Here is a 15,623-nt window from a genome sequence, read left to right as displayed (position 1 = left end):
TGCTCCACATGCTCGAAAAAGTCGCGCGGCCTTAACCCGGCGCAGTGCGAAACGAAAGAGGCGCCGCTGCCGCCCCCTCCTCACGCCTTCGGCGCGTAGGTCTGGTCGGCCGTGGGAAAGCTGCGCGCGCGTACTTCGGCGGCATAGGTTTCGACGCGTTCGGCGACGTAGCCCGCCATGTCGCCGTAGCGTTTGACGAAGCGCGGCGTGCGCTCGAACAGCCCGAGCATGTCCTCCGCGACCAGCACCTGCCCGTCGCAGTCGGACGAGGCACCGATCCCGATCGTCGGCACCGCGATCTTGCGCGTAATCGCCTGCGCGATCGGCTCCACGACCCCCTCGATCACCACCGCGAAAGCGCCCGCCGCAGCGATGCTCTCAGCATCCGAGACGATCTTCTCCGCCTCCGCGTCCGAGCGGCCGCGCGCGCCGTAGCCGCCGAGCGCGTTGACCGCCTGCGGCGTCAGCCCGACGTGGCCCACCACCGGAATGCCGCGCTCCGACAGGAAGGCGACGGTCGGCGCCATCGCGGCGCCGCCCTCCAGCTTGACCGCGGCGGCGCCCGTTTCCTTAAGCAGGTAAGCCGCGCTCTCGAACGCCTGCTGCGGCGATGCCTCGTAACTGCCGAACGGCATGTCGATGACGACGACCGAATGGTAGCTGCCGCGCACCACTGCCGCGCCGTGCGCCGCCATCATCGCGAGCGTCACCGGCACGGTCGAGGGCAAGCCGTAGATCACCTGCCCCAGGCTGTCCCCGACCAGCAGCATGTCGCAATGCGGGTCGAGCAGCTGCGCCATCCGCACCGTGTACGCGGTCAGCATGACGAGCGGCTCGCCCTTGCCCGCGGCGATCGCCGCCTTGCGCGCGCGCAGCGCCGGCACGGTCAGCCGCTTCATCGGTGCGGCGACGGGTGTCGCGCGGCTGGTCGATGTGTCGATGGTGAAGGTCGTGGACATGCGCCCTCTTAGGCCCGCCCGCTCACCTGATCCAGCCGCGCGCACGCGCGAGGCGCGCGAGCCAGACGGCGAAGGCGGCGACCGCGACGATGAACAGCGGAAAGGCGACGACGCCCGCGCCCTTGTGACGGATGATGTCGCTGGTTGCGAACAGCCAGCCGAATTGGATCAGCACGCCGGCGAGCGACAGGCAGGCGAGCGGTACCGCCAGCACCGATCGCGCCAGCAGGGCGATCGCGGCGAACAGCCCGCAGCCGACCGCGACCGCGTAGACCGCATTGTACCACACCGGCAGCGATGCGTAGAGCGCGCGGTCGTAATCGCTCGCGGGACCCATCGCGTCGGCGCCGAGTCGGAACTGCTGTATGCAGGCGAAGCAGCCCGCAAAGCCCCAAAGCAACAGCACGACGGCGGCGCCGCGGAACCACGCCGTCGAACGGGTCGATCGATCGTTCATCTGCCCTCCCCTTCACCGCGCATCGTGCGCGTTTCGGACGAGCGACGCAATCAGCCGAACAGCGCGGCGTAGCGATCCGGCTTGAAGCCGACCTCCGTCATTCCTCCGGCCACGAGCACCGGTCGCTTGATCATGCCGGGCTGCGCCAGCATCAGCGCGGTCGCGCGTTCACGGTCCAGCTCGGCGCGGTCTTCCTCCGGCAGCTTGCAGAAGGTGGTTCCCGCGCGGTTGAGCAGCACCTCCCAACCGACACGGTCGATCAGCTCGTCGAGGAGCGCGCGGTCGAGACCATCCTTTCGGTAATCGTGAAAGATGAAGGTCACATCGTGCTCGACGAGCCAGGCGCGCGCCTTCTTGATCGTGTCGCAATTGGGGATGCCGTACATCGTGACAGGAGCGGTCATCGAGCCTCTTTCGCCTGCCGCGCCAGCTCGCGCTCGAAATCGGTGCTCGCGGTCCGCATCAGCGCGGGAAGCAGCGCCGGTGCGACCAGTCGATGCTCGGCCGCGCGCCGGCGCACGTCGGCCTGTTCGGGGTGGAACGGCAGCACGACGTTGGTCGGTTCCCGTGCAAGTCGCGCGATGCTCGCGCGTAGGTCTGCGACGATGCCGGGATAGCGACGATTGCCGATCAGGCGGTTGCCCGCGACCGAGACGCTGCACGGGAACAGCACCGTCAGCGGACGCCCGCGCTCGACGACGCGAGCCGACCAGCTGGTGCAGCCCGGCGTGTGCCCCGGCGTCGCGATCGCGCGCAGCGTGACACCGCCAAGCGTCACGCGCTCGCCATCGCGTACGGCACGAGCGACCTTGACCGCGGGAAAGCGGATAACGCCGTAACTCGTCTCACCCGGCGGGATGCCGCTCTCCAGCGCGGCGACATCGCCCACCCCCGCGATCACTCGCGCGCCCGTGTCGTGCGCCATCGCGGCGTCGCCCGCCGCGTGGTCGAAGTGCGCGTGGCTGACCAGCAGCAGCCTGACCCGGTCGAGCGACAGGCCGACCGCGCGGATGTTGCGCTCGATCGCGGGCACATTCTCCGCCATCGTCGCGTCGAGCAGGATCGCGCCGTCGCGCGTTCTGATGAGGTAGCTGGCGAGCCCTTCGGTGCCGACGTACCAGATCGGGCCGACGAGGTGGATCGGCGAAGCGGGTCGCGTCCAGGCGGGCGGGTTCGGAGTCGCGGCGGAAGCGAGCGTGGGTACGGCGAGCGTTGTTCCAGCAATCACGGCGCGGCGCAGCAGGTTCTTCACCGCTGTTGCGCTCATACGCCTGCGGTAGCTTGCACGACCGAATGAACCGGGCGAGCAGCCCCCGGCTGCTCGCGTTTTCCGGTTCATTCCCACTCGATCGTGCCGGGCGGCTTGGAGGTGTAATCGTAGGTCACGCGGTTGACCCCCCTCACCTCGTTGACGATCCGCGTCGACACGCGCGCGAGGAAGCCGCCGGGAAACTCGAATGCCTGCGCGGTCATGCCATCGGTCGAGGTGACCGCACGCAGCGCCAGCACCGAATCGTAGGTGCGCCCGTCGCCCATCACGCCGACCGAGCGCACCGGCAGCAGCACCGCGAACGCCTGCCAGATCGCGTCATAGAGCCCGGCATTGCGGATTTCCTCGAGGTAGATCGCGTCCGCCTTGCGCAGGATATCGCAGCGTTCCTTGGTCACCTCGCCGGGGATGCGGATCGCGAGGCCCGGCCCAGGGAACGGGTGGCGCCCAACGAAGTGCTCGGGCAGCCCCAGCTCGCGACCGAGTGCGCGGACTTCGTCCTTGAAGAGCTCGCGCAGCGGCTCGACCAGCTTCATGTTCATGCGTTCGGGCAGGCCGCCTACATTGTGGTGGCTCTTGATCGTCACCGAGGGACCTCCGGTGAAGCTGACGCTCTCGATCACGTCGGGGTAGAGCGTGCCCTGCGCGAGGAAATCGGCACCGCCAATCTTCTTCGCCTCATCCTCGAACACCTCGATGAAGGTCTTGCCGATGAACTTGCGCTTGGCCTCGGGATCGGTGACGCCGGCAAGCCCGCCCATGAACAGGTCTTCGGCGTTCACGTGGATCAGCGGGATGTTGTATGCGCCGCGGAACAGCGACACGACCTGCTCGGCCTCGCCGCTGCGCATCAGTCCGTGATCGACGAAGACGCAGGTCAGCTGGTCGCCGATCGCCTCGTGGATCAGCACTGCCGCGACTGCCGAGTCGACGCCGCCCGACAGGCCGCAGATGACGCGGCCACTGCCGACCTGCTCGCGGATCTCGGCGATCTTGGTCTCGCGGAACTCCGCCATCGTCCAGTCGCCGGCGAGGCCGCAGACGTGGCGCGCGAAATTGGCGATCAGCTTGGCACCGTCCGGAGTGTGAACCACCTCCGGGTGGAACTGCACGCCGTAGAAGCGGCGCTCCTCGTCGGCGACCATCGCGAACGGCGCGCCCTCTGATGTCGCGACGGGCACGAAGCCGGGGGGCAGCGCGTCGACCTTGTCGCCGTGGCTCATCCACACCTGGTGGCGCGAGCCGACCTCCCACAAGCCGTCGAACAAGGCGCACTCGGCCTTCACGTCGAGCATCGCGTGGCCGAACTCGCCGCCGTCGCCCGAGATCACAACATTGCCGCCAAGCTGCGTGCTCATCAGCTGCTGGCCGTAGCAGATGCCCAGGATCGGGACGCCTGCCTCAAACAGGTGCTGCGGCGCGCGCGGGCTGTGCTCCAGCGTCACCGACGAAGGGCCGCCCGACAGGATGATGCCCTTCGGCTGCATCCGCTCGAACGCTTCCGCGGCGGAATTAAACGGCGCGACCTCGCTGTAGACACCCGCCTCGCGCACGCGGCGCGCGATCAGCTGGGTCACCTGGCTGCCGAAATCGACGATGAGGATACTGTCAGGATGCTCCATCCGCGCGCGTGTAGCGACTGCGCGGCTCACGTGAAAGGTCGCAGAGGTCACACCTTAACGCAGGTGCGCGTGCGGGCGGGCGCACCTGCGGGATTATACGAATGAGAGGCAATGCGAGGAGCAATGACGCGGTCAGGAGGTGTAGGACAGCCCTGATCGGTCCGCCGCTACGCCAACCGCGCGGTGAACAGTGCAGCGCCGAATGCGACGAAGATCGCCCCGGTCGCGCGATCGAACACGCGTCGCACACGCGGACGCGCCATGTAGCGTGACAGCGAACGTCCGCCGAGCGCGTAGACGCCGTACCACAGGCATTCCATCGCGACGAACGTGACGACCAGAATCGCGAACTGCGGTCCCTCGGGCACGCTGCGCGAGACGAACTGCGGCAGGAATGCCGCAGCGAACAGGATCAGCTTGGGATTGCTGATGCCGATCGCGAAGCCGCCGCGGAACAGCGCGCGCTTCGACACCGTGCGCGGCAGCGTGCCCGTGCCGACATCGAGCGGCGCCTCCTTGGCTCGCCACGCCTTGATGCCGAGATAGATCAGATAGGCGACACCAACGTAGCGCAGCACGTCAAACGCGCCAGGGATCGCGCGCAGCAGCGTCGTCAGCCCGGTCGCGGCGGCGGCGAGGACGATCAGCATCGCCGACAGGCACCCCGCCATCGCGAAGGTCGTCCGGCGCACCCCGACCTCGACGCTGCGTGACAGGATGTGGAGCATGTTGGGACCAGGCGTGCCGCACAGCAGGAACACCGCGACGACGAACAGCCACCAGGTGTGAAGCGTCATCTCGAACCTTCTGTTTCGATACGAGAAGAGCCGCCCCATTGCTGGAGCGGCTCCTTGTGTCTTCGGCCCCGCCGCGGCAGAGCCGCGCCGTCAGTCGGCGCAGTGCGCCGCTGGCCGGCCTTTAGCGTCTCGTGACTAGCTTGCGCTACTCACGTGCGCTTATGCGGCGTCAAAATTCTCGTCAGCCATGACCGGACCCGAGTCCTGGCCCTTGGCCGACACGTCGCGATCGACGAACTCGATGACCGCCATCGGCGACGCGTCCGAGGCGCGGATGCCGGCCTTGATGACGCGGGTGTAACCGCCGTTGCGCGACGCGTAGCGGGTCGCCAGCGTGTCGAACAGCTTCTGCAGCTGCGCGTCGTCGAGCAGGCGCGCGTGCGCCAGACGACGGTTCGACAGGCCGCCCTTCTTGCCCAGCGTCACCAGCTTTTCGACGTACGGGCGAAGCTCCTTCGCCTTGGCAAGCGTGGTGGTGATCTGCTCGTGCTTGATCAGCGCGGCCGACATGTTGCGGAACAGCGCCTGGCGGTGGGCCGAGGTACGCTGGAGTTTACGACCGCCTACACGGTGACGCATGATGTGCTTCCTTCTCGTTCGTCAGGGGGCCGTGTGAGGTACCCCGGGCCTGGTGGGACGGTGGGCCACCTGATGTCCGTCGCTCCTGATAGGGAGCCCTTTGAGTGCGGCCGGGACGCGGAAGTGAATTCCGCGTCGTCGGTCGGATCGGCTGGGCCGATCCGCCGGCCGGGCTGGCGCCGACTTCGGGTTAGCAACGCTAATCCGATGCGGCTTAGCCCATAATCTCCTGCTCGAGCTTCTTGGCCATCTCCTCGATATTCTCGGGCGGCCAGCCGGGGATCTCCATGCCGAGGCGCAGCCCCATGCTCGAGAGCACCTCCTTGATCTCGTTGAGCGACTTGCGGCCGAAGTTCGGCGTGCGCAGCATCTCGGCCTCGGTCTTGCCGACCAGATCGCCGATATAGATGATGTTGTCGTTCTTGAGGCAGTTGGCCGAGCGGACCGACAGTTCGAGCTCGTCGACCTTCTTGAGCAGGTAACGGTTGATCTGCGCGGTGTCGCCCGCAACCTCGCCCGTGCTCGCCGCCGGCGCCGCGACGCCGATCGGTGCAGAACGCGTCACCGACGAATCGTCGAAGTGGACGAACAGCGCCAGCTGGTCCTGCAGGATGCGCCCGGCGTAGCCTACCGCGTCCTCGGGCGTGACGGTGCCATCGGTCTCGATCGTCAGCGTCAGCTTGTCATAGTCGAGATCCTGCCCGACGCGGGTCGGATCGACCTTGTACGACACCTGGCGCACCGGCGAGTAGAGCGCGTCGACCGGGATCAGCCCGATCGGCGCGTCGGCCGGGCGGTTGGCAGTCGCCGCGACGTAACCCTTACCCGTGTCGGCGGTCAGCTCCATGTTGAGCGTCGCGCCCTCGTCGAGGTGGCAAATCACCAGCTCGGGGTTCATCACCTCGATGTCGCCCGACACCGCGATGTCGCCCGCCTTCACCTCGGCCGGACCGGTGGCGGACAGCTGAAGCCGCTTCGGGCCTTCGCCCTGCATGCGGATCGCGATCTGCTTCACGTTCAGGACGATGTCCGTCACGTCCTCGCGAACGCCGGCGAGCGAGCTGAACTCGTGCAGCACGTTCTCGATCTTGATCGAGGTCACCGCCGCGCCCTGCAGGCTCGACAGCAGCACGCGCCGCAGCGCGTTGCCGAGCGTCAGGCCGAAGCCGCGCTCGAGTGGTTCGGCGATGAACGTCGCCTTGCGCTTCCCGTCGCCGCTCTTCTTCTCGAGGCCGCTGGGCTTCTTCAGTTCCTGCCAGTTCTTTGCGTTGACAGACAAGATCTCGTCCCCTGGGGTTGGGCGGAGCGCGTGCGCACGCGACACCGCCTGGTAAGATACGCAGCCGCTCGTCAGCGGCGGCGCGAGAGCATCAGACGCGGCGACGCTTCGACGGGCGCACGCCGTTGTGCGGGATCGAGGTCACGTCGCGGATCGACGTGATCTGGAAGCCGACCGCCTGCAGCGCGCGCAGCGCCGACTCGCGGCCCGAACCCGGACCCTTCACCTCGACCTCAAGCGTGCGTACGCCGTGCTCGGCGGCCTTCTTGCCCGCGTCCTCGGCCGCGACCTGCGCCGCGTACGGAGTCGACTTGCGCGAGCCCTTGAACCCCATCATGCCGGCCGAAGACCAGCTGATCGCATTGCCCTGCGCGTCGGTGATGGTGATCATGGTGTTGTTGAAGCTGGCGTTCACGTGCGCGACGCCCGCGGTGATGTTCTTGCGCTCGCGCCGACGAATGCGCTGCGGTGCCTGAGCCATGTGGTAGTTCCTGACCTAAATTCCAAGTGACGCCGGCGGCGTGCCCATCAACCGGTGCGCAAGCAGAGGTTGCGCTGCCGGGATGCCTGCCTCCGGCGGAGTAAATCGTCCCCCGGACGATTTACTTCTTCTTGCCGGCGATCGGCTTTGCCTTGCCCTTGCGGGTGCGCGCGTTGGTGTGCGTGCGCTGGCCGCGAACCGGCAGACCCTTGCGGTGACGCAGGCCGCGGTAGCAGGCGAGATCCATCAGACGCTTGATGTTCATCGCAGTCTCGCGACGAAGATCACCCTCGACGGTGTAGTCGGCGTCGATCGCCTCGCGGATCTGCAACACTTCCTGATCGGTCAGGTCCTGCACACGGCGGTCGTCCGCGATGTTCAGCTTGGTCGTCAACGCCTTGGCGTGTGCCGGGCCGATGCCGTGGATGTAGGTCAGCGCGATGATCACGCGCTTGTTGGTCGGGATGTTGACACCCGCGATACGTGCCATGAAATTCGTTCTCCTGTGCTCCACGGGGTGCGGCATGGCTGCCACGCGCCCCATCTCGTCGCATTGCACTTCCGGGTCGACCCGCCCTTACGCAAAAGCGCGGCGCACGCAACGAAGCGCCACCGGGACCGGTCTATCGGAAGGTCGTTCAGTTAGGCGCGCGCAAACGCCGAGTCAAGCGCGTGGTTCCGCGCGTCGTTTTAGTTTTACCCAGCGCTGCAACGCGACGACGGTCCAGATGATTTCCACCATCGCGAACGGCCACGCACCCTGCAGGAACCCGTACACGCCGCTCGCCACGCAGCCGAGCGCGAACAGCAAGGTCCAGAACGGCGCGCGGTCCTCCAGCATGTAGCAGACGAGCATGAACAGCACCGCCGCGAAGCCGAACAGGGTTAGAGCGTCCATACGCATCCCCCTTACGCGCCGCATGACACTTGTCGAGCAGCGGACGTAAAAGCGCCGGCGAGAGCGCAAGGCCCTCGCCGGCGAACCCGACGCCACCGGGAGTGTGGGCGGCGGGTAGTCAGAGCCGCGGGAGTATCAGGCGGGGGTGGTGCCCGATATCGCGTTCGGCGATCCGATGCCCCTTCTCTACCCGCGCGCAGGTGCGACGGCGGTGACCCGCGCATGAACTCTTCGTCATGTCGTCTTGGACACGGATGGTGCGTGCCGGCGTTCAACCGGCATGTCACGACAGCTAGCAACGGTGCGCGCGCGGATCGGCAGCAGTCAGGTGCGCGCGAGGATAGAGCTCACGCCGCGCGGACTCGTCGCGCTCGGCACGGCCGTATCGATGATCCTGGTGGGCAGCGCCGCGATCGTCGTCGCGGCGCGGATCAATCTGCGTTGAGGATCGCCTCGATGGAGGCGGTCACGACCGCAATGTCCGCCATGCCGTCGACGCGGCGGACGAGTCCGCGCGCCTCGTAGATAGGGATGATCGGCGCGGTCTTGGCGCGATACTCGGCCATGCGGGTGCGTACGGTCTGCTCGTTGTCGTCGGGGCGACGCTTGAACTCGGTCGATCCGCACACGTCGCACACCCCCGCCTCGCACGGCTGCTTGAACGTGTCGTGATAGCCGGCGCCGCAGTTGGCGCAGGTGAAGCGGCCGACGATACGCTCGACGAGCGCGTCCTCGTTCACCTCGAGCTCGATGACGTGGTCGAGCGTCTGTCCGCGCTCGGCAAGCAGCAGATCGAGCGCGTCCGCCTGCGCCGCGGTACGCGGATAACCGTCAAAGATCGCACCCGCGCCGGTGCCCGCGTCCATCCGCTCGCCGATGAGTGCGGACACGATCGCGTCGGACACGAGCTCGCCCGCGTCCATCACTGCCTTGGCCTGAACGCCGACCGGGGTGCCCGCCTTAACCGCGGCGCGCAGCATGTCGCCGGTCGAGAGCTGCACCATGTTGTGCTCGGCGACCAGCCGCTCCGACTGCGTGCCCTTGCCCGCACCCGGCGGCCCCAGCAGGATGATGTTCACGCGCGCGATCTCCCCGTTTTCGCTCAGACTCGACGTCACCGCTGATCAGCGGCGACGCGCGCCCTTCAGCTTCGACTTCTTGATCAGGTCGCCATACTGGTGTGCCAGCAGGTGCGACTGGATCTGCGTCACCGTGTCCATCGTCACGTTGACGACGATCAGCAGGCTGGTGCCGCCGAGATAGAACGGGATCGACAATGCCGAGACGAGATATTCCGGCACGACGCAGATGAAGGTCAGGTACGCCGCTCCGATCACGGTGATGCGGGTCAGCACGTAGTCGAAATACGTTTCGGTATTCTTCCCCGGACGGATGCCGGGAATAAACCCGCCGTAGCGCTTCAGATTCTCTGCCGTCTCTTCCGGGTTGAAGACGACCGCGGTGTAGAAGAACGAGAAGAAGATGATGCCTGCGGCGTAGAGCGCCATGTAGAGCGGCGCACCGTGCTGCAGATACTGGTTGAGGCTGATGATCGCGTCACCCCACCAGCTGTCGCCCTTGACGCGGTTGCCCGCGAACTGCGTGATCGTCAGCGGCATCAGCAGCAGCGACGAGGCGAAGATCGGCGGGATCACGCCAGCGGTGTTGATCTTGAGCGGCAGGTGGCTGCGGTCGGCCTGCATCCCGCGCTGCGTTTGCCGCTTGGGATATTGGATCAGGATGCGACGCTGCGCGCGCTCCATGAAGCAGATCAGCAGCACGAGCCCGACGACCACCGCAATGATCGCGATCAGCACGAACGCGCTCATCGACCCCGAGCGGCCACCCTCCAGCAGGTTGACGATCGTGGTCGGCAGGTGCGCCACGATGCCCGCCATGATGATCAGCGACACGCCGTTACCGATGCCCCGGCTGGTGATCTGCTCGCCGATCCACATCAGGAACATCGTGCCGCCGATCAGCGACACCACCGCGTTGATGCGGAACAGCATGCCAGGCTCGACCACCGCCTGAATGCCCGAGTTCGCGCCCAGCGTCTCGAGCCCGACCGCGATGAAATAGCCCTGCACCGCGGTCAGCGCGACGGTGCCGTAGCGGGTGTACTGGTTCAGCTTCTTGCGACCGCTTTCGCCTTCCTTCTTGATCGCGGCGAGCTGCGGCGACAGCGAGGTCGCCAGCTGCACCACGATCGAGGCGGTAATGTACGGCATCACGCCGAGCGCAATCAGCGACATGCGGCTGAGCGAACCACCCGAGAAGGTGTTGAAGAAGTCGAGCACGCCACCCTTGGTCTGATCGGCGAGCAGGCCGAGCGCGGTCGCGTCGACGCCCGGCAAGGGCACGTAGCTGAGCAGGCGGAAGACGATCAGCGCGCCGATCGTGAACCACAGACGCTTCTTCAGGTCGGTCGCCTGCGCGAATTTCGCGAGGCTGATGCTGGAGGCCATGTTGTTGGCTACGGATGCCATCGTTTTCGCGAATCCTGGAAACGGAACTGGTCGCGCGAGCGCGTCGCGCGCACCAAACAAAAGCGGCGGGAAGCGTCAACCCGCCCCCGCCGCTCATATAGGCGTATTACTCGCCCTGTCTAATGGTACGGGTTTGATCACACCGTGCACGCGTCGGCGTTGTGGCCGACGCGCCACAGTTACAATCAGGCGCGCGGTGCCGCGCGACCGGTGCGGTGCTTGGCCTTGGCCTTGTCCGCGGCCGGAACGATCTCGGGCACGGTGACCGAGCCGCCGGCCTTCTCGACCGCCTCACGCGCCGACGCCGAGACGCCCGCCACGGTGAAGTTCAGCTTCGACGACAGCGTGCCCTTGCCGAGCAGACGCACGCCGTCCTTCCCACCGCGGGCGAGGCCCGCCGCCTTGAGCGCTGCGTGATCGATGTCGGTGCCGGTCAGCTTGCCCGACGCGATCGCCTTCTCGATCGCGCCCAGGTTTACCTCGGCGTAATCCTTGGCGAAGATGTTGTTAAAGCCACGCTTTGGCAAACGCATGTGAAGCGGCATCTGACCGCCCTCGAAGCCGGCGATCGACACGCCTTCGCGGCTCTTCTGACCCTTGACGCCGCGGCCGCCGGTCTTGCCCTTGCCCGAGCCGATACCACGACCCACGCGCATGCGGGACTTGCGGGCACCTTCGTTGTCGCGGAGTTCGTTGAGCTTCATGATATGCACTCGCTTTCGCTTTTGTCGCGCTAAAGGAAAAGGAAGGGGGCCGCTTAGCCCCCTTCCCCGTATCTGTCACCGGTAAAGGTGAAGAAGGCTCAGCCCTCCTGCACCTCGACCATGTGGTGCACCTTGCGGATCATCCCGCGGACCTCGGGGCTGTCCTGCAGCTCCGCGACCTTGTGCATCTTGTTGAGGCCGAGACCGATCAGCGTCGCGCGCTGATCCTTGGTGCGGCGGATCGGCGAACCGGTCTGCTTGACCTTGATGGTAGCCATTGATCGTTACTCCGTGATCGCCGCGGCATCGGCCTCGGCGGTCTGCGCGTCAGCGCCGGCGCCGCGACCGAGCAGGTCCGCGATCTTCTTGCCGCGGCGCTGTGCAACGGCCTTGGGCGAAGTCTGCTCGCCCAGTGCCTCGAACGTCGCGCGGATCATGTTGTACGGGTTCGACGTGCCGACCGACTTGGTCACGACGTCGTGGACACCCAGGCTCTCGAAGATGGCGCGCATCGGGCCACCCGCGATGATCCCGGTGCCCTGCGGCGCCGAGCGGACGGTGACGCGACCGGCACCGAAGTGACCGTTGCCGTCGTGATGAAGCGTGCGACCTTCCTTGAGCGGAACGCGCAGCATCTTCTTCTTCGCCGACGCAGTCGCCTTCGAGATTGCCTCCGGCACCTCGCGCGCCTTGCCGTGCCCGAAGCCGACGCGGCCCTTACCGTCGCCGACGACGACGAGTGCCGCGAAGCCGAAGCGCTTGCCGCCCTTTACCGTCTTCGACACGCGGTTGATGTGGACGAGCTTCTCGATCAGCTCCTCGCCGCCATCGTCCTGCCCGCCGCGACGATCGTCACGACGACCACCGCGACCGCCATCGCGACCACCGCGATTGCCGCCCGGGCCCCCGCGACCGCGACCGCCACCGGGGCCGCCACGACCGCCTCCCTGGCCGCCGCGATAGCCGCCGCCCTGACCGCCACCGAAGCCGCCGCCACCCTGGCCACCACCGTTGGTGCCCGCGCTCTGGCCGGCGTCCTGCGGCACGGTTGCCGCCATCGGCTCGCCTGCCGTCTGGTTGTTGTCGTCAGCCATGTCTTAGAACTCCAGTCCGGCTTCGCGCGCGGCTTCCGCCAACGCCTTCACCCGGCCGTGAAACAGGAAGCCGCCACGATCGAACACGACCTGCGTCACGCCCGCCGCCTTGGCCTTCTCGGCCACGCGACGACCGACCTCGGTCGCAGCCGACACGTTGGCACCCGAGGTACCGCGCGCGTCCTGCTCCAGCGTCGAGGCCGAAGCCACCGTGCGGCCGGCCTCGTCGTCGATGACCTGCGCGTAGATGTGCTTACCCGAACGGTGAACCGACAGGCGCGGACGCGTGCCCGCCCGCGCGCGCAGCGCGGCGCGGTTGCGGCGACGCCGCTTCTCGAAAAGCGAAAGGCCCTTGGTCACTTCTTCTTTCCTTCCTTACGGAAGATGAACTCGCCGTCGTACTTGATGCCCTTGCCCTTGTACGGCTCCGGCTTGCGCCAGCGGCGGATCTCGGCGGCGAGCTGACCCACCTTCTGCTTGTCCGAACCGCTGATCTCGACGGTGGTGGCGTCCGGCGTCTTCACCTCGATGCCCTCGGGCACGTCGATATTGACGTCGTGGCTGTAGCCGAGCTGCAGCTTCAGGTTACGACCCTGCGCCGCAGCGCGGTAGCCGACGCCGGTGATTACCAGCTTCTTCGAGAAGCCCGTGGTCACGCCCGTCACCAGGTTCTGCACCAGCGTGCGCTGCATGCCCCAGAACGCGCGGGCGCGCTTGGTGTCGTTCGCCGGCTGCACCGAAATGCCGTCCTGCTGGACGTCATAGGTGATCTCGTCGGCGAGCGGCATGGTCAAAGTGCCCTTGGGGCCCTTCACGCTCAGCACGCGACCGGCGATATCGGCGGTCACGCCGGCCGGAACCGACACTGCTTTCTTTCCGATGCGGCTCATCAGAACACCTCCGCCAGCACTTCGCCACCGACGTTCTGCTCGCGCGCCTCGGCATCCGAGAGCACGCCGCGCGGCGTCGAGACGATGGTGATGCCCAGACCGTTCATCACGCGGGGAAGCTCCTGGCTACCCGAGTAGACCCGGCGGCCGGGCTTCGAGACGCGCGCCACGTGCTTGATCGCGGGCTGGCCTTCGAAATACTTGAGCTCGATGCGGACGCCCTTGGCGGGGCCCATCTCTTCTTCGCTGTAGCCACGAATGTAGCCTTCGCGCTGGAGCACGTCGAGCACGCGGGTCCGCAGCTTGCTGGCGGGCGAGAGGACACTGTCCTTGCGCGCGCGCTGGCCGTTGCGGATGCGGGTGAGCAGGTCACCCAGGGGATCGGTCACTGCCATCTGTCGTGTCCTTACCAGCTCGACTTCGTGAGACCCGGGATCAGGCCCTTGTTGGCCAGATCGCGCAGCATCACACGTGCGAGACGGAACTTGCGGTAATAAGCGCGCGGGCGCCCGGTGATCTCGCAGCGATTGCGGATACGGGTCGGGTTCGCGTTACGCGGCAGCTCGGACATCTTGAGGCGCGCAATGAGACGCTCGGTCTCGTCGAGCGACTCGTCGTTGGCAATCGCCTTCAGCTTTGCGAACTTCGGGGCATATTGCTTGACGAGCTTCTTGCGACGCTCGTTCTTGTTCACGGAACTCAGTTTCGCCATGGACTTAAGCTCTCTTTGTTACGCGGCCTGACGCGGCGCATCGGCCTCGTCCTCGGCCTGCGGGAACGGGAAGCCGAACAAACGGAGGAGCTCGCGCGCCTCCTCGTCGGTCTTCGCGCTGGTCGTCACGATCACGTCCATGCCGCGCACCTTGTCGATGCGGTCATAATTGATCTCGGGGAACACGATCTGCTCCTTGATGCCGCAGGCGTAGTTGCCGCGACCGTCGAAGCTCTTCGGGTTCAGACCACGGAAATCGCGAACGCGCGGCAGCGCGATCGTGATGAAACGGTCAAGGAACTCGTACATGCGCTCGCGACGCAGCGTCACCTTGACGCCGATCGGCATGCCTTCACGCAGCTTGAATTGCGCGATCGACTTCTTCGCCTTGGTGATGACAGGCTTCTGGCCAGCGATCAGCTCCATCTCGGAGGCTGCCTGCTCGACCTTCTTCTTGTCCTGGGTCGCCTCACCGACGCCCATGTTAAGCACGATCTTCTCGATCCGCGGAACCTCGAGCACGTTCTTGTACCCGAACTTCTCGGTCATCGCCTTCGCGATCGAGTCGTCGTACATCGACTTCATGCGGGGCTTATAATCAGCCATCGATCTTGCTCCCGGTCTTGACCGAAACGCGGACCTTCTTGCCGTCCTGCGTCTCGTAGCGCACGCGCGTCGGCTTGCCGTCGGCGGTCACGTGAGCGACCTTGGAGACGTGCAGCGGTGCCTCAACGCGCTCCAGGCCGCCCTGCGGCTGCGCCTGGCTCGGCTTGCGGTGACGGGTCGCGACGTTGACGCCGCCCACGACGACCTTCTGGTCGCGCGGCATGGCGAGCGTGACCGTGCCGGTCTTGCCCTTGTCCTTGCCCGACAGGACGATGACCTGATCGCCCTTCTTGATCTTCATCTTCGTGTTGCTCATCACAGCACCTCCGGCGCCAGGCTGATGACCTTCATGTGGCCACGCCCGCGCAGCTCGCGCACCACCGGCCCGAAGATACGGGTGCCGATCGGCTCCTCGTTCTTGTTGACCAGCACCGCGGCATTGCCGTCGAAGCGGATAACCGAGCCATCGGCGCGGCGGATGTCCTTGGCGGTGCGCACGATGACGGCGCGGTGAACGTCGCCCTTCTTCACGCGACCGCGCGGCTGTGCTTCCTTGACGGAGACGACGATGATGTCGCCCACGCCGGCCGTGCGACGCTTGGAGCCGCCCAGCACCTTGATGCACTGCACGCGCTTCGCGCCGCTGTTGTCAGCGACGTCGAGGTTCGACTGCATCTGGATCATTGATCCGTGTCCTTATCCAATGGGGTGGATACCGACCCAACCCCGCCTAAAATAACGACCCCCGGCGCGGGCGACCGTTTGCACGGTGCTGCACCAGGGGGA

Annotated in this window: 24 protein-coding genes; 1 reads left to right on the top strand and 23 read right to left on the bottom strand. The window is 66.4% G+C overall.

The genetic code is table 11. The annotated features are described in order from the left end of the window. Nucleotides 1-80: 80 nt before the first annotated feature. The 11 genes from panB to BMW51_RS09475 form a co-directional block, all read right to left on the bottom strand. Complete coding sequence (gene panB, locus BMW51_RS09525) at nt 81-959, bottom strand: 3-methyl-2-oxobutanoate hydroxymethyltransferase (protein ID WP_093005741.1); 879 nt, start codon at nt 957-959, stop codon at nt 81-83. A 22-nt stretch (nt 960-981) separates the two neighbouring features. Next, nucleotides 982-1,416 carry a hypothetical protein gene (locus tag BMW51_RS09520; protein ID WP_093005739.1) on the bottom strand — a complete coding sequence of 145 codons (435 nt, stop codon included), beginning with the start codon at nt 1,414-1,416 and terminating at the stop codon, nt 982-984. Nucleotides 1,417-1,466: 50 nt separating this feature from the next. Continuing rightward, entirely contained in the window at nt 1,467-1,820 is a 354-nt protein-coding gene (locus BMW51_RS09515) for an ArsC family reductase (RefSeq protein WP_093005737.1), read from the bottom strand. Next, nucleotides 1,817-2,683 carry a subclass B3 metallo-beta-lactamase gene (gene bla, locus BMW51_RS09510; protein ID WP_177171613.1) on the bottom strand — a complete coding sequence of 289 codons (867 nt, stop codon included), beginning with the start codon at nt 2,681-2,683 and terminating at the stop codon, nt 1,817-1,819. Before bla ends, BMW51_RS09515 begins: the two co-directional genes overlap by 4 nt. A gap of 68 nt (nt 2,684-2,751) precedes the next feature. Then, nucleotides 2,752-4,308 (bottom strand): glutamine-hydrolyzing GMP synthase, encoded by a 1,557-nt coding sequence (gene guaA, locus BMW51_RS09505; RefSeq protein WP_093005733.1) that lies wholly within the window; start codon nt 4,306-4,308, stop codon nt 2,752-2,754. Between the two features lie 167 nt (nt 4,309-4,475). Then, nucleotides 4,476-5,105 carry a LysE family translocator gene (locus BMW51_RS09500; RefSeq protein ID WP_093005731.1) on the bottom strand — a complete coding sequence of 210 codons (630 nt, stop codon included), beginning with the start codon at nt 5,103-5,105 and terminating at the stop codon, nt 4,476-4,478. Nucleotides 5,106-5,264: 159 nt separating this feature from the next. Further along, a complete protein-coding gene (rplQ, locus tag BMW51_RS09495; RefSeq protein WP_093005729.1) occupies nt 5,265-5,684 on the bottom strand; it encodes a 50S ribosomal protein L17 in 420 nt (139 codons plus the stop codon). 214 nt (nt 5,685-5,898) lie between these two features. Further along, complete coding sequence (locus BMW51_RS09490) at nt 5,899-6,963, bottom strand: DNA-directed RNA polymerase subunit alpha (RefSeq protein ID WP_093005727.1); 1,065 nt, start codon at nt 6,961-6,963, stop codon at nt 5,899-5,901. Between the two features lie 91 nt (nt 6,964-7,054). Further along, the gene (gene rpsK / locus BMW51_RS09485; RefSeq protein ID WP_019516037.1) at nt 7,055-7,444 is read right to left on the bottom strand and encodes a 30S ribosomal protein S11; all 390 of its coding nucleotides are present in this window, start codon (nt 7,442-7,444) and stop codon (nt 7,055-7,057) included. A 121-nt stretch (nt 7,445-7,565) separates the two neighbouring features. Continuing rightward, nucleotides 7,566-7,934, bottom strand: coding sequence for a 30S ribosomal protein S13 (rpsM, locus tag BMW51_RS09480; RefSeq protein ID WP_019516036.1), 369 nt, complete (start codon nt 7,932-7,934; stop codon nt 7,566-7,568). 174 nt (nt 7,935-8,108) lie between these two features. Continuing rightward, complete coding sequence (locus BMW51_RS09475) at nt 8,109-8,342, bottom strand: hypothetical protein (protein ID WP_093005725.1); 234 nt, start codon at nt 8,340-8,342, stop codon at nt 8,109-8,111. Nucleotides 8,343-8,643: 301 nt separating this feature from the next. On the opposite strand from BMW51_RS09475, the gene BMW51_RS16095 reads away from it, so the two are divergent. After that, nucleotides 8,644-8,787 (top strand): hypothetical protein, encoded by a 144-nt coding sequence (locus tag BMW51_RS16095; RefSeq protein ID WP_177171612.1) that lies wholly within the window; start codon nt 8,644-8,646, stop codon nt 8,785-8,787. On the opposite strand, the gene BMW51_RS09470 is transcribed toward BMW51_RS16095, so the two are convergent. The 12 genes from BMW51_RS09470 to rplN form a co-directional block, all read right to left on the bottom strand. Further along, complete coding sequence (locus BMW51_RS09470) at nt 8,774-9,421, bottom strand: adenylate kinase (protein WP_093006023.1); 648 nt, start codon at nt 9,419-9,421, stop codon at nt 8,774-8,776. The two genes, BMW51_RS16095 and BMW51_RS09470, sit on opposite strands and share 14 nt — an antisense overlap. Before the next feature lie 45 nt (nt 9,422-9,466). Continuing rightward, complete coding sequence (secY, locus tag BMW51_RS09465) at nt 9,467-10,831, bottom strand: preprotein translocase subunit SecY (RefSeq protein WP_026325813.1); 1,365 nt, start codon at nt 10,829-10,831, stop codon at nt 9,467-9,469. Between the two features lie 185 nt (nt 10,832-11,016). Continuing rightward, nucleotides 11,017-11,535: a 50S ribosomal protein L15 gene (gene rplO / locus BMW51_RS09460; protein WP_093005723.1), complete on the bottom strand. Its 519-nt coding sequence runs from the start codon at nt 11,533-11,535 to the stop codon at nt 11,017-11,019. Nucleotides 11,536-11,633: 98 nt separating this feature from the next. Beyond that, nucleotides 11,634-11,813, bottom strand: coding sequence for a 50S ribosomal protein L30 (rpmD, locus tag BMW51_RS09455; protein ID WP_093005721.1), 180 nt, complete (start codon nt 11,811-11,813; stop codon nt 11,634-11,636). Between the two features lie 6 nt (nt 11,814-11,819). Further along, nucleotides 11,820-12,629 carry a 30S ribosomal protein S5 gene (gene rpsE / locus BMW51_RS09450; protein WP_093005719.1) on the bottom strand — a complete coding sequence of 270 codons (810 nt, stop codon included), beginning with the start codon at nt 12,627-12,629 and terminating at the stop codon, nt 11,820-11,822. A gap of 3 nt (nt 12,630-12,632) precedes the next feature. After that, nucleotides 12,633-12,989 carry a 50S ribosomal protein L18 gene (gene rplR, locus BMW51_RS09445; protein ID WP_093005717.1) on the bottom strand — a complete coding sequence of 119 codons (357 nt, stop codon included), beginning with the start codon at nt 12,987-12,989 and terminating at the stop codon, nt 12,633-12,635. Further along, nucleotides 12,986-13,519: a 50S ribosomal protein L6 gene (gene rplF, locus BMW51_RS09440; RefSeq protein ID WP_093005715.1), complete on the bottom strand. Its 534-nt coding sequence runs from the start codon at nt 13,517-13,519 to the stop codon at nt 12,986-12,988. Before rplF ends, rplR begins: the two co-directional genes overlap by 4 nt. Further along, nucleotides 13,519-13,914 carry a 30S ribosomal protein S8 gene (gene rpsH / locus BMW51_RS09435; protein ID WP_093005713.1) on the bottom strand — a complete coding sequence of 132 codons (396 nt, stop codon included), beginning with the start codon at nt 13,912-13,914 and terminating at the stop codon, nt 13,519-13,521. Before rpsH ends, rplF begins: the two co-directional genes overlap by 1 nt. An 11-nt stretch (nt 13,915-13,925) precedes the next feature. Then, nucleotides 13,926-14,231 (bottom strand): 30S ribosomal protein S14, encoded by a 306-nt coding sequence (gene rpsN, locus BMW51_RS09430; protein ID WP_026325812.1) that lies wholly within the window; start codon nt 14,229-14,231, stop codon nt 13,926-13,928. 18 nt (nt 14,232-14,249) lie between these two features. Next, nucleotides 14,250-14,837 carry a 50S ribosomal protein L5 gene (gene rplE / locus BMW51_RS09425; protein WP_026325811.1) on the bottom strand — a complete coding sequence of 196 codons (588 nt, stop codon included), beginning with the start codon at nt 14,835-14,837 and terminating at the stop codon, nt 14,250-14,252. Beyond that, the gene (gene rplX, locus BMW51_RS09420; protein WP_245708388.1) at nt 14,830-15,153 is read right to left on the bottom strand and encodes a 50S ribosomal protein L24; all 324 of its coding nucleotides are present in this window, start codon (nt 15,151-15,153) and stop codon (nt 14,830-14,832) included. The genes rplE and rplX overlap by 8 nt, the downstream gene beginning before the upstream one ends. Next, nucleotides 15,153-15,521 (bottom strand): 50S ribosomal protein L14, encoded by a 369-nt coding sequence (gene rplN / locus BMW51_RS09415; protein WP_019516022.1) that lies wholly within the window; start codon nt 15,519-15,521, stop codon nt 15,153-15,155. The genes rplX and rplN overlap by 1 nt, the downstream gene beginning before the upstream one ends. Nucleotides 15,522-15,623: the final 102 nt, after the last annotated feature.

The organism is Sphingomonas palmae (genome assembly GCF_900109565.1).
In the GTDB taxonomy this organism is placed as follows: domain Bacteria; phylum Pseudomonadota; class Alphaproteobacteria; order Sphingomonadales; family Sphingomonadaceae; genus Sphingomonas; species Sphingomonas palmae.
The sequence above is the reverse complement of the archived record's forward strand: the minus strand, read 5'-3'. Positions and strand labels throughout refer to the sequence as shown.

Bases quoted from the DNA above. Each gene is read 5' to 3' on its own strand.
- panB (WP_093005741.1), bottom strand. From the start codon at position 959: ATGTCCACGACCTTCACCATCGACACATCGACCAGCCGCGCGACACCC.
- BMW51_RS09520 (WP_093005739.1), bottom strand. From the start codon at position 1,416: ATGAACGATCGATCGACCCGTTCGACGGCGTGGTTCCGCGGCGCCGCC.
- BMW51_RS09515 (WP_093005737.1), bottom strand. From the start codon at position 1,820: ATGACCGCTCCTGTCACGATGTACGGCATCCCCAATTGCGACACGATC.
- bla (WP_177171613.1), bottom strand. From the start codon at position 2,683: ATGAGCGCAACAGCGGTGAAGAACCTGCTGCGCCGCGCCGTGATTGCT.
- guaA (WP_093005733.1), bottom strand. From the start codon at position 4,308: ATGGAGCATCCTGACAGTATCCTCATCGTCGATTTCGGCAGCCAGGTG.
- BMW51_RS09500 (WP_093005731.1), bottom strand. From the start codon at position 5,105: ATGACGCTTCACACCTGGTGGCTGTTCGTCGTCGCGGTGTTCCTGCTG.
- rplQ (WP_093005729.1), bottom strand. From the start codon at position 5,684: ATGCGTCACCGTGTAGGCGGTCGTAAACTCCAGCGTACCTCGGCCCAC.
- rpsK (WP_019516037.1), bottom strand. From the start codon at position 7,444: ATGGCTCAGGCACCGCAGCGCATTCGTCGGCGCGAGCGCAAGAACATC.
- rpsM (WP_019516036.1), bottom strand. From the start codon at position 7,934: ATGGCACGTATCGCGGGTGTCAACATCCCGACCAACAAGCGCGTGATC.
- BMW51_RS09475 (WP_093005725.1), bottom strand. From the start codon at position 8,342: ATGGACGCTCTAACCCTGTTCGGCTTCGCGGCGGTGCTGTTCATGCTC.
- secY (WP_026325813.1), bottom strand. From the start codon at position 10,831: ATGGCATCCGTAGCCAACAACATGGCCTCCAGCATCAGCCTCGCGAAA.
- rplO (WP_093005723.1), bottom strand. From the start codon at position 11,535: ATGAAGCTCAACGAACTCCGCGACAACGAAGGTGCCCGCAAGTCCCGC.
- rpmD (WP_093005721.1), bottom strand. From the start codon at position 11,813: ATGGCTACCATCAAGGTCAAGCAGACCGGTTCGCCGATCCGCCGCACC.
- rpsE (WP_093005719.1), bottom strand. From the start codon at position 12,629: ATGGCTGACGACAACAACCAGACGGCAGGCGAGCCGATGGCGGCAACC.
- rplF (WP_093005715.1), bottom strand. From the start codon at position 13,519: ATGAGCCGCATCGGAAAGAAAGCAGTGTCGGTTCCGGCCGGCGTGACC.
- rpsH (WP_093005713.1), bottom strand. From the start codon at position 13,914: ATGGCAGTGACCGATCCCCTGGGTGACCTGCTCACCCGCATCCGCAAC.
- rpsN (WP_026325812.1), bottom strand. From the start codon at position 14,231: ATGGCGAAACTGAGTTCCGTGAACAAGAACGAGCGTCGCAAGAAGCTC.
- rplE (WP_026325811.1), bottom strand. From the start codon at position 14,837: ATGGCTGATTATAAGCCCCGCATGAAGTCGATGTACGACGACTCGATC.
- rplX (WP_245708388.1), bottom strand. From the start codon at position 15,153: ATGAGCAACACGAAGATGAAGATCAAGAAGGGCGATCAGGTCATCGTC.
- rplN (WP_019516022.1), bottom strand. From the start codon at position 15,521: ATGATCCAGATGCAGTCGAACCTCGACGTCGCTGACAACAGCGGCGCG.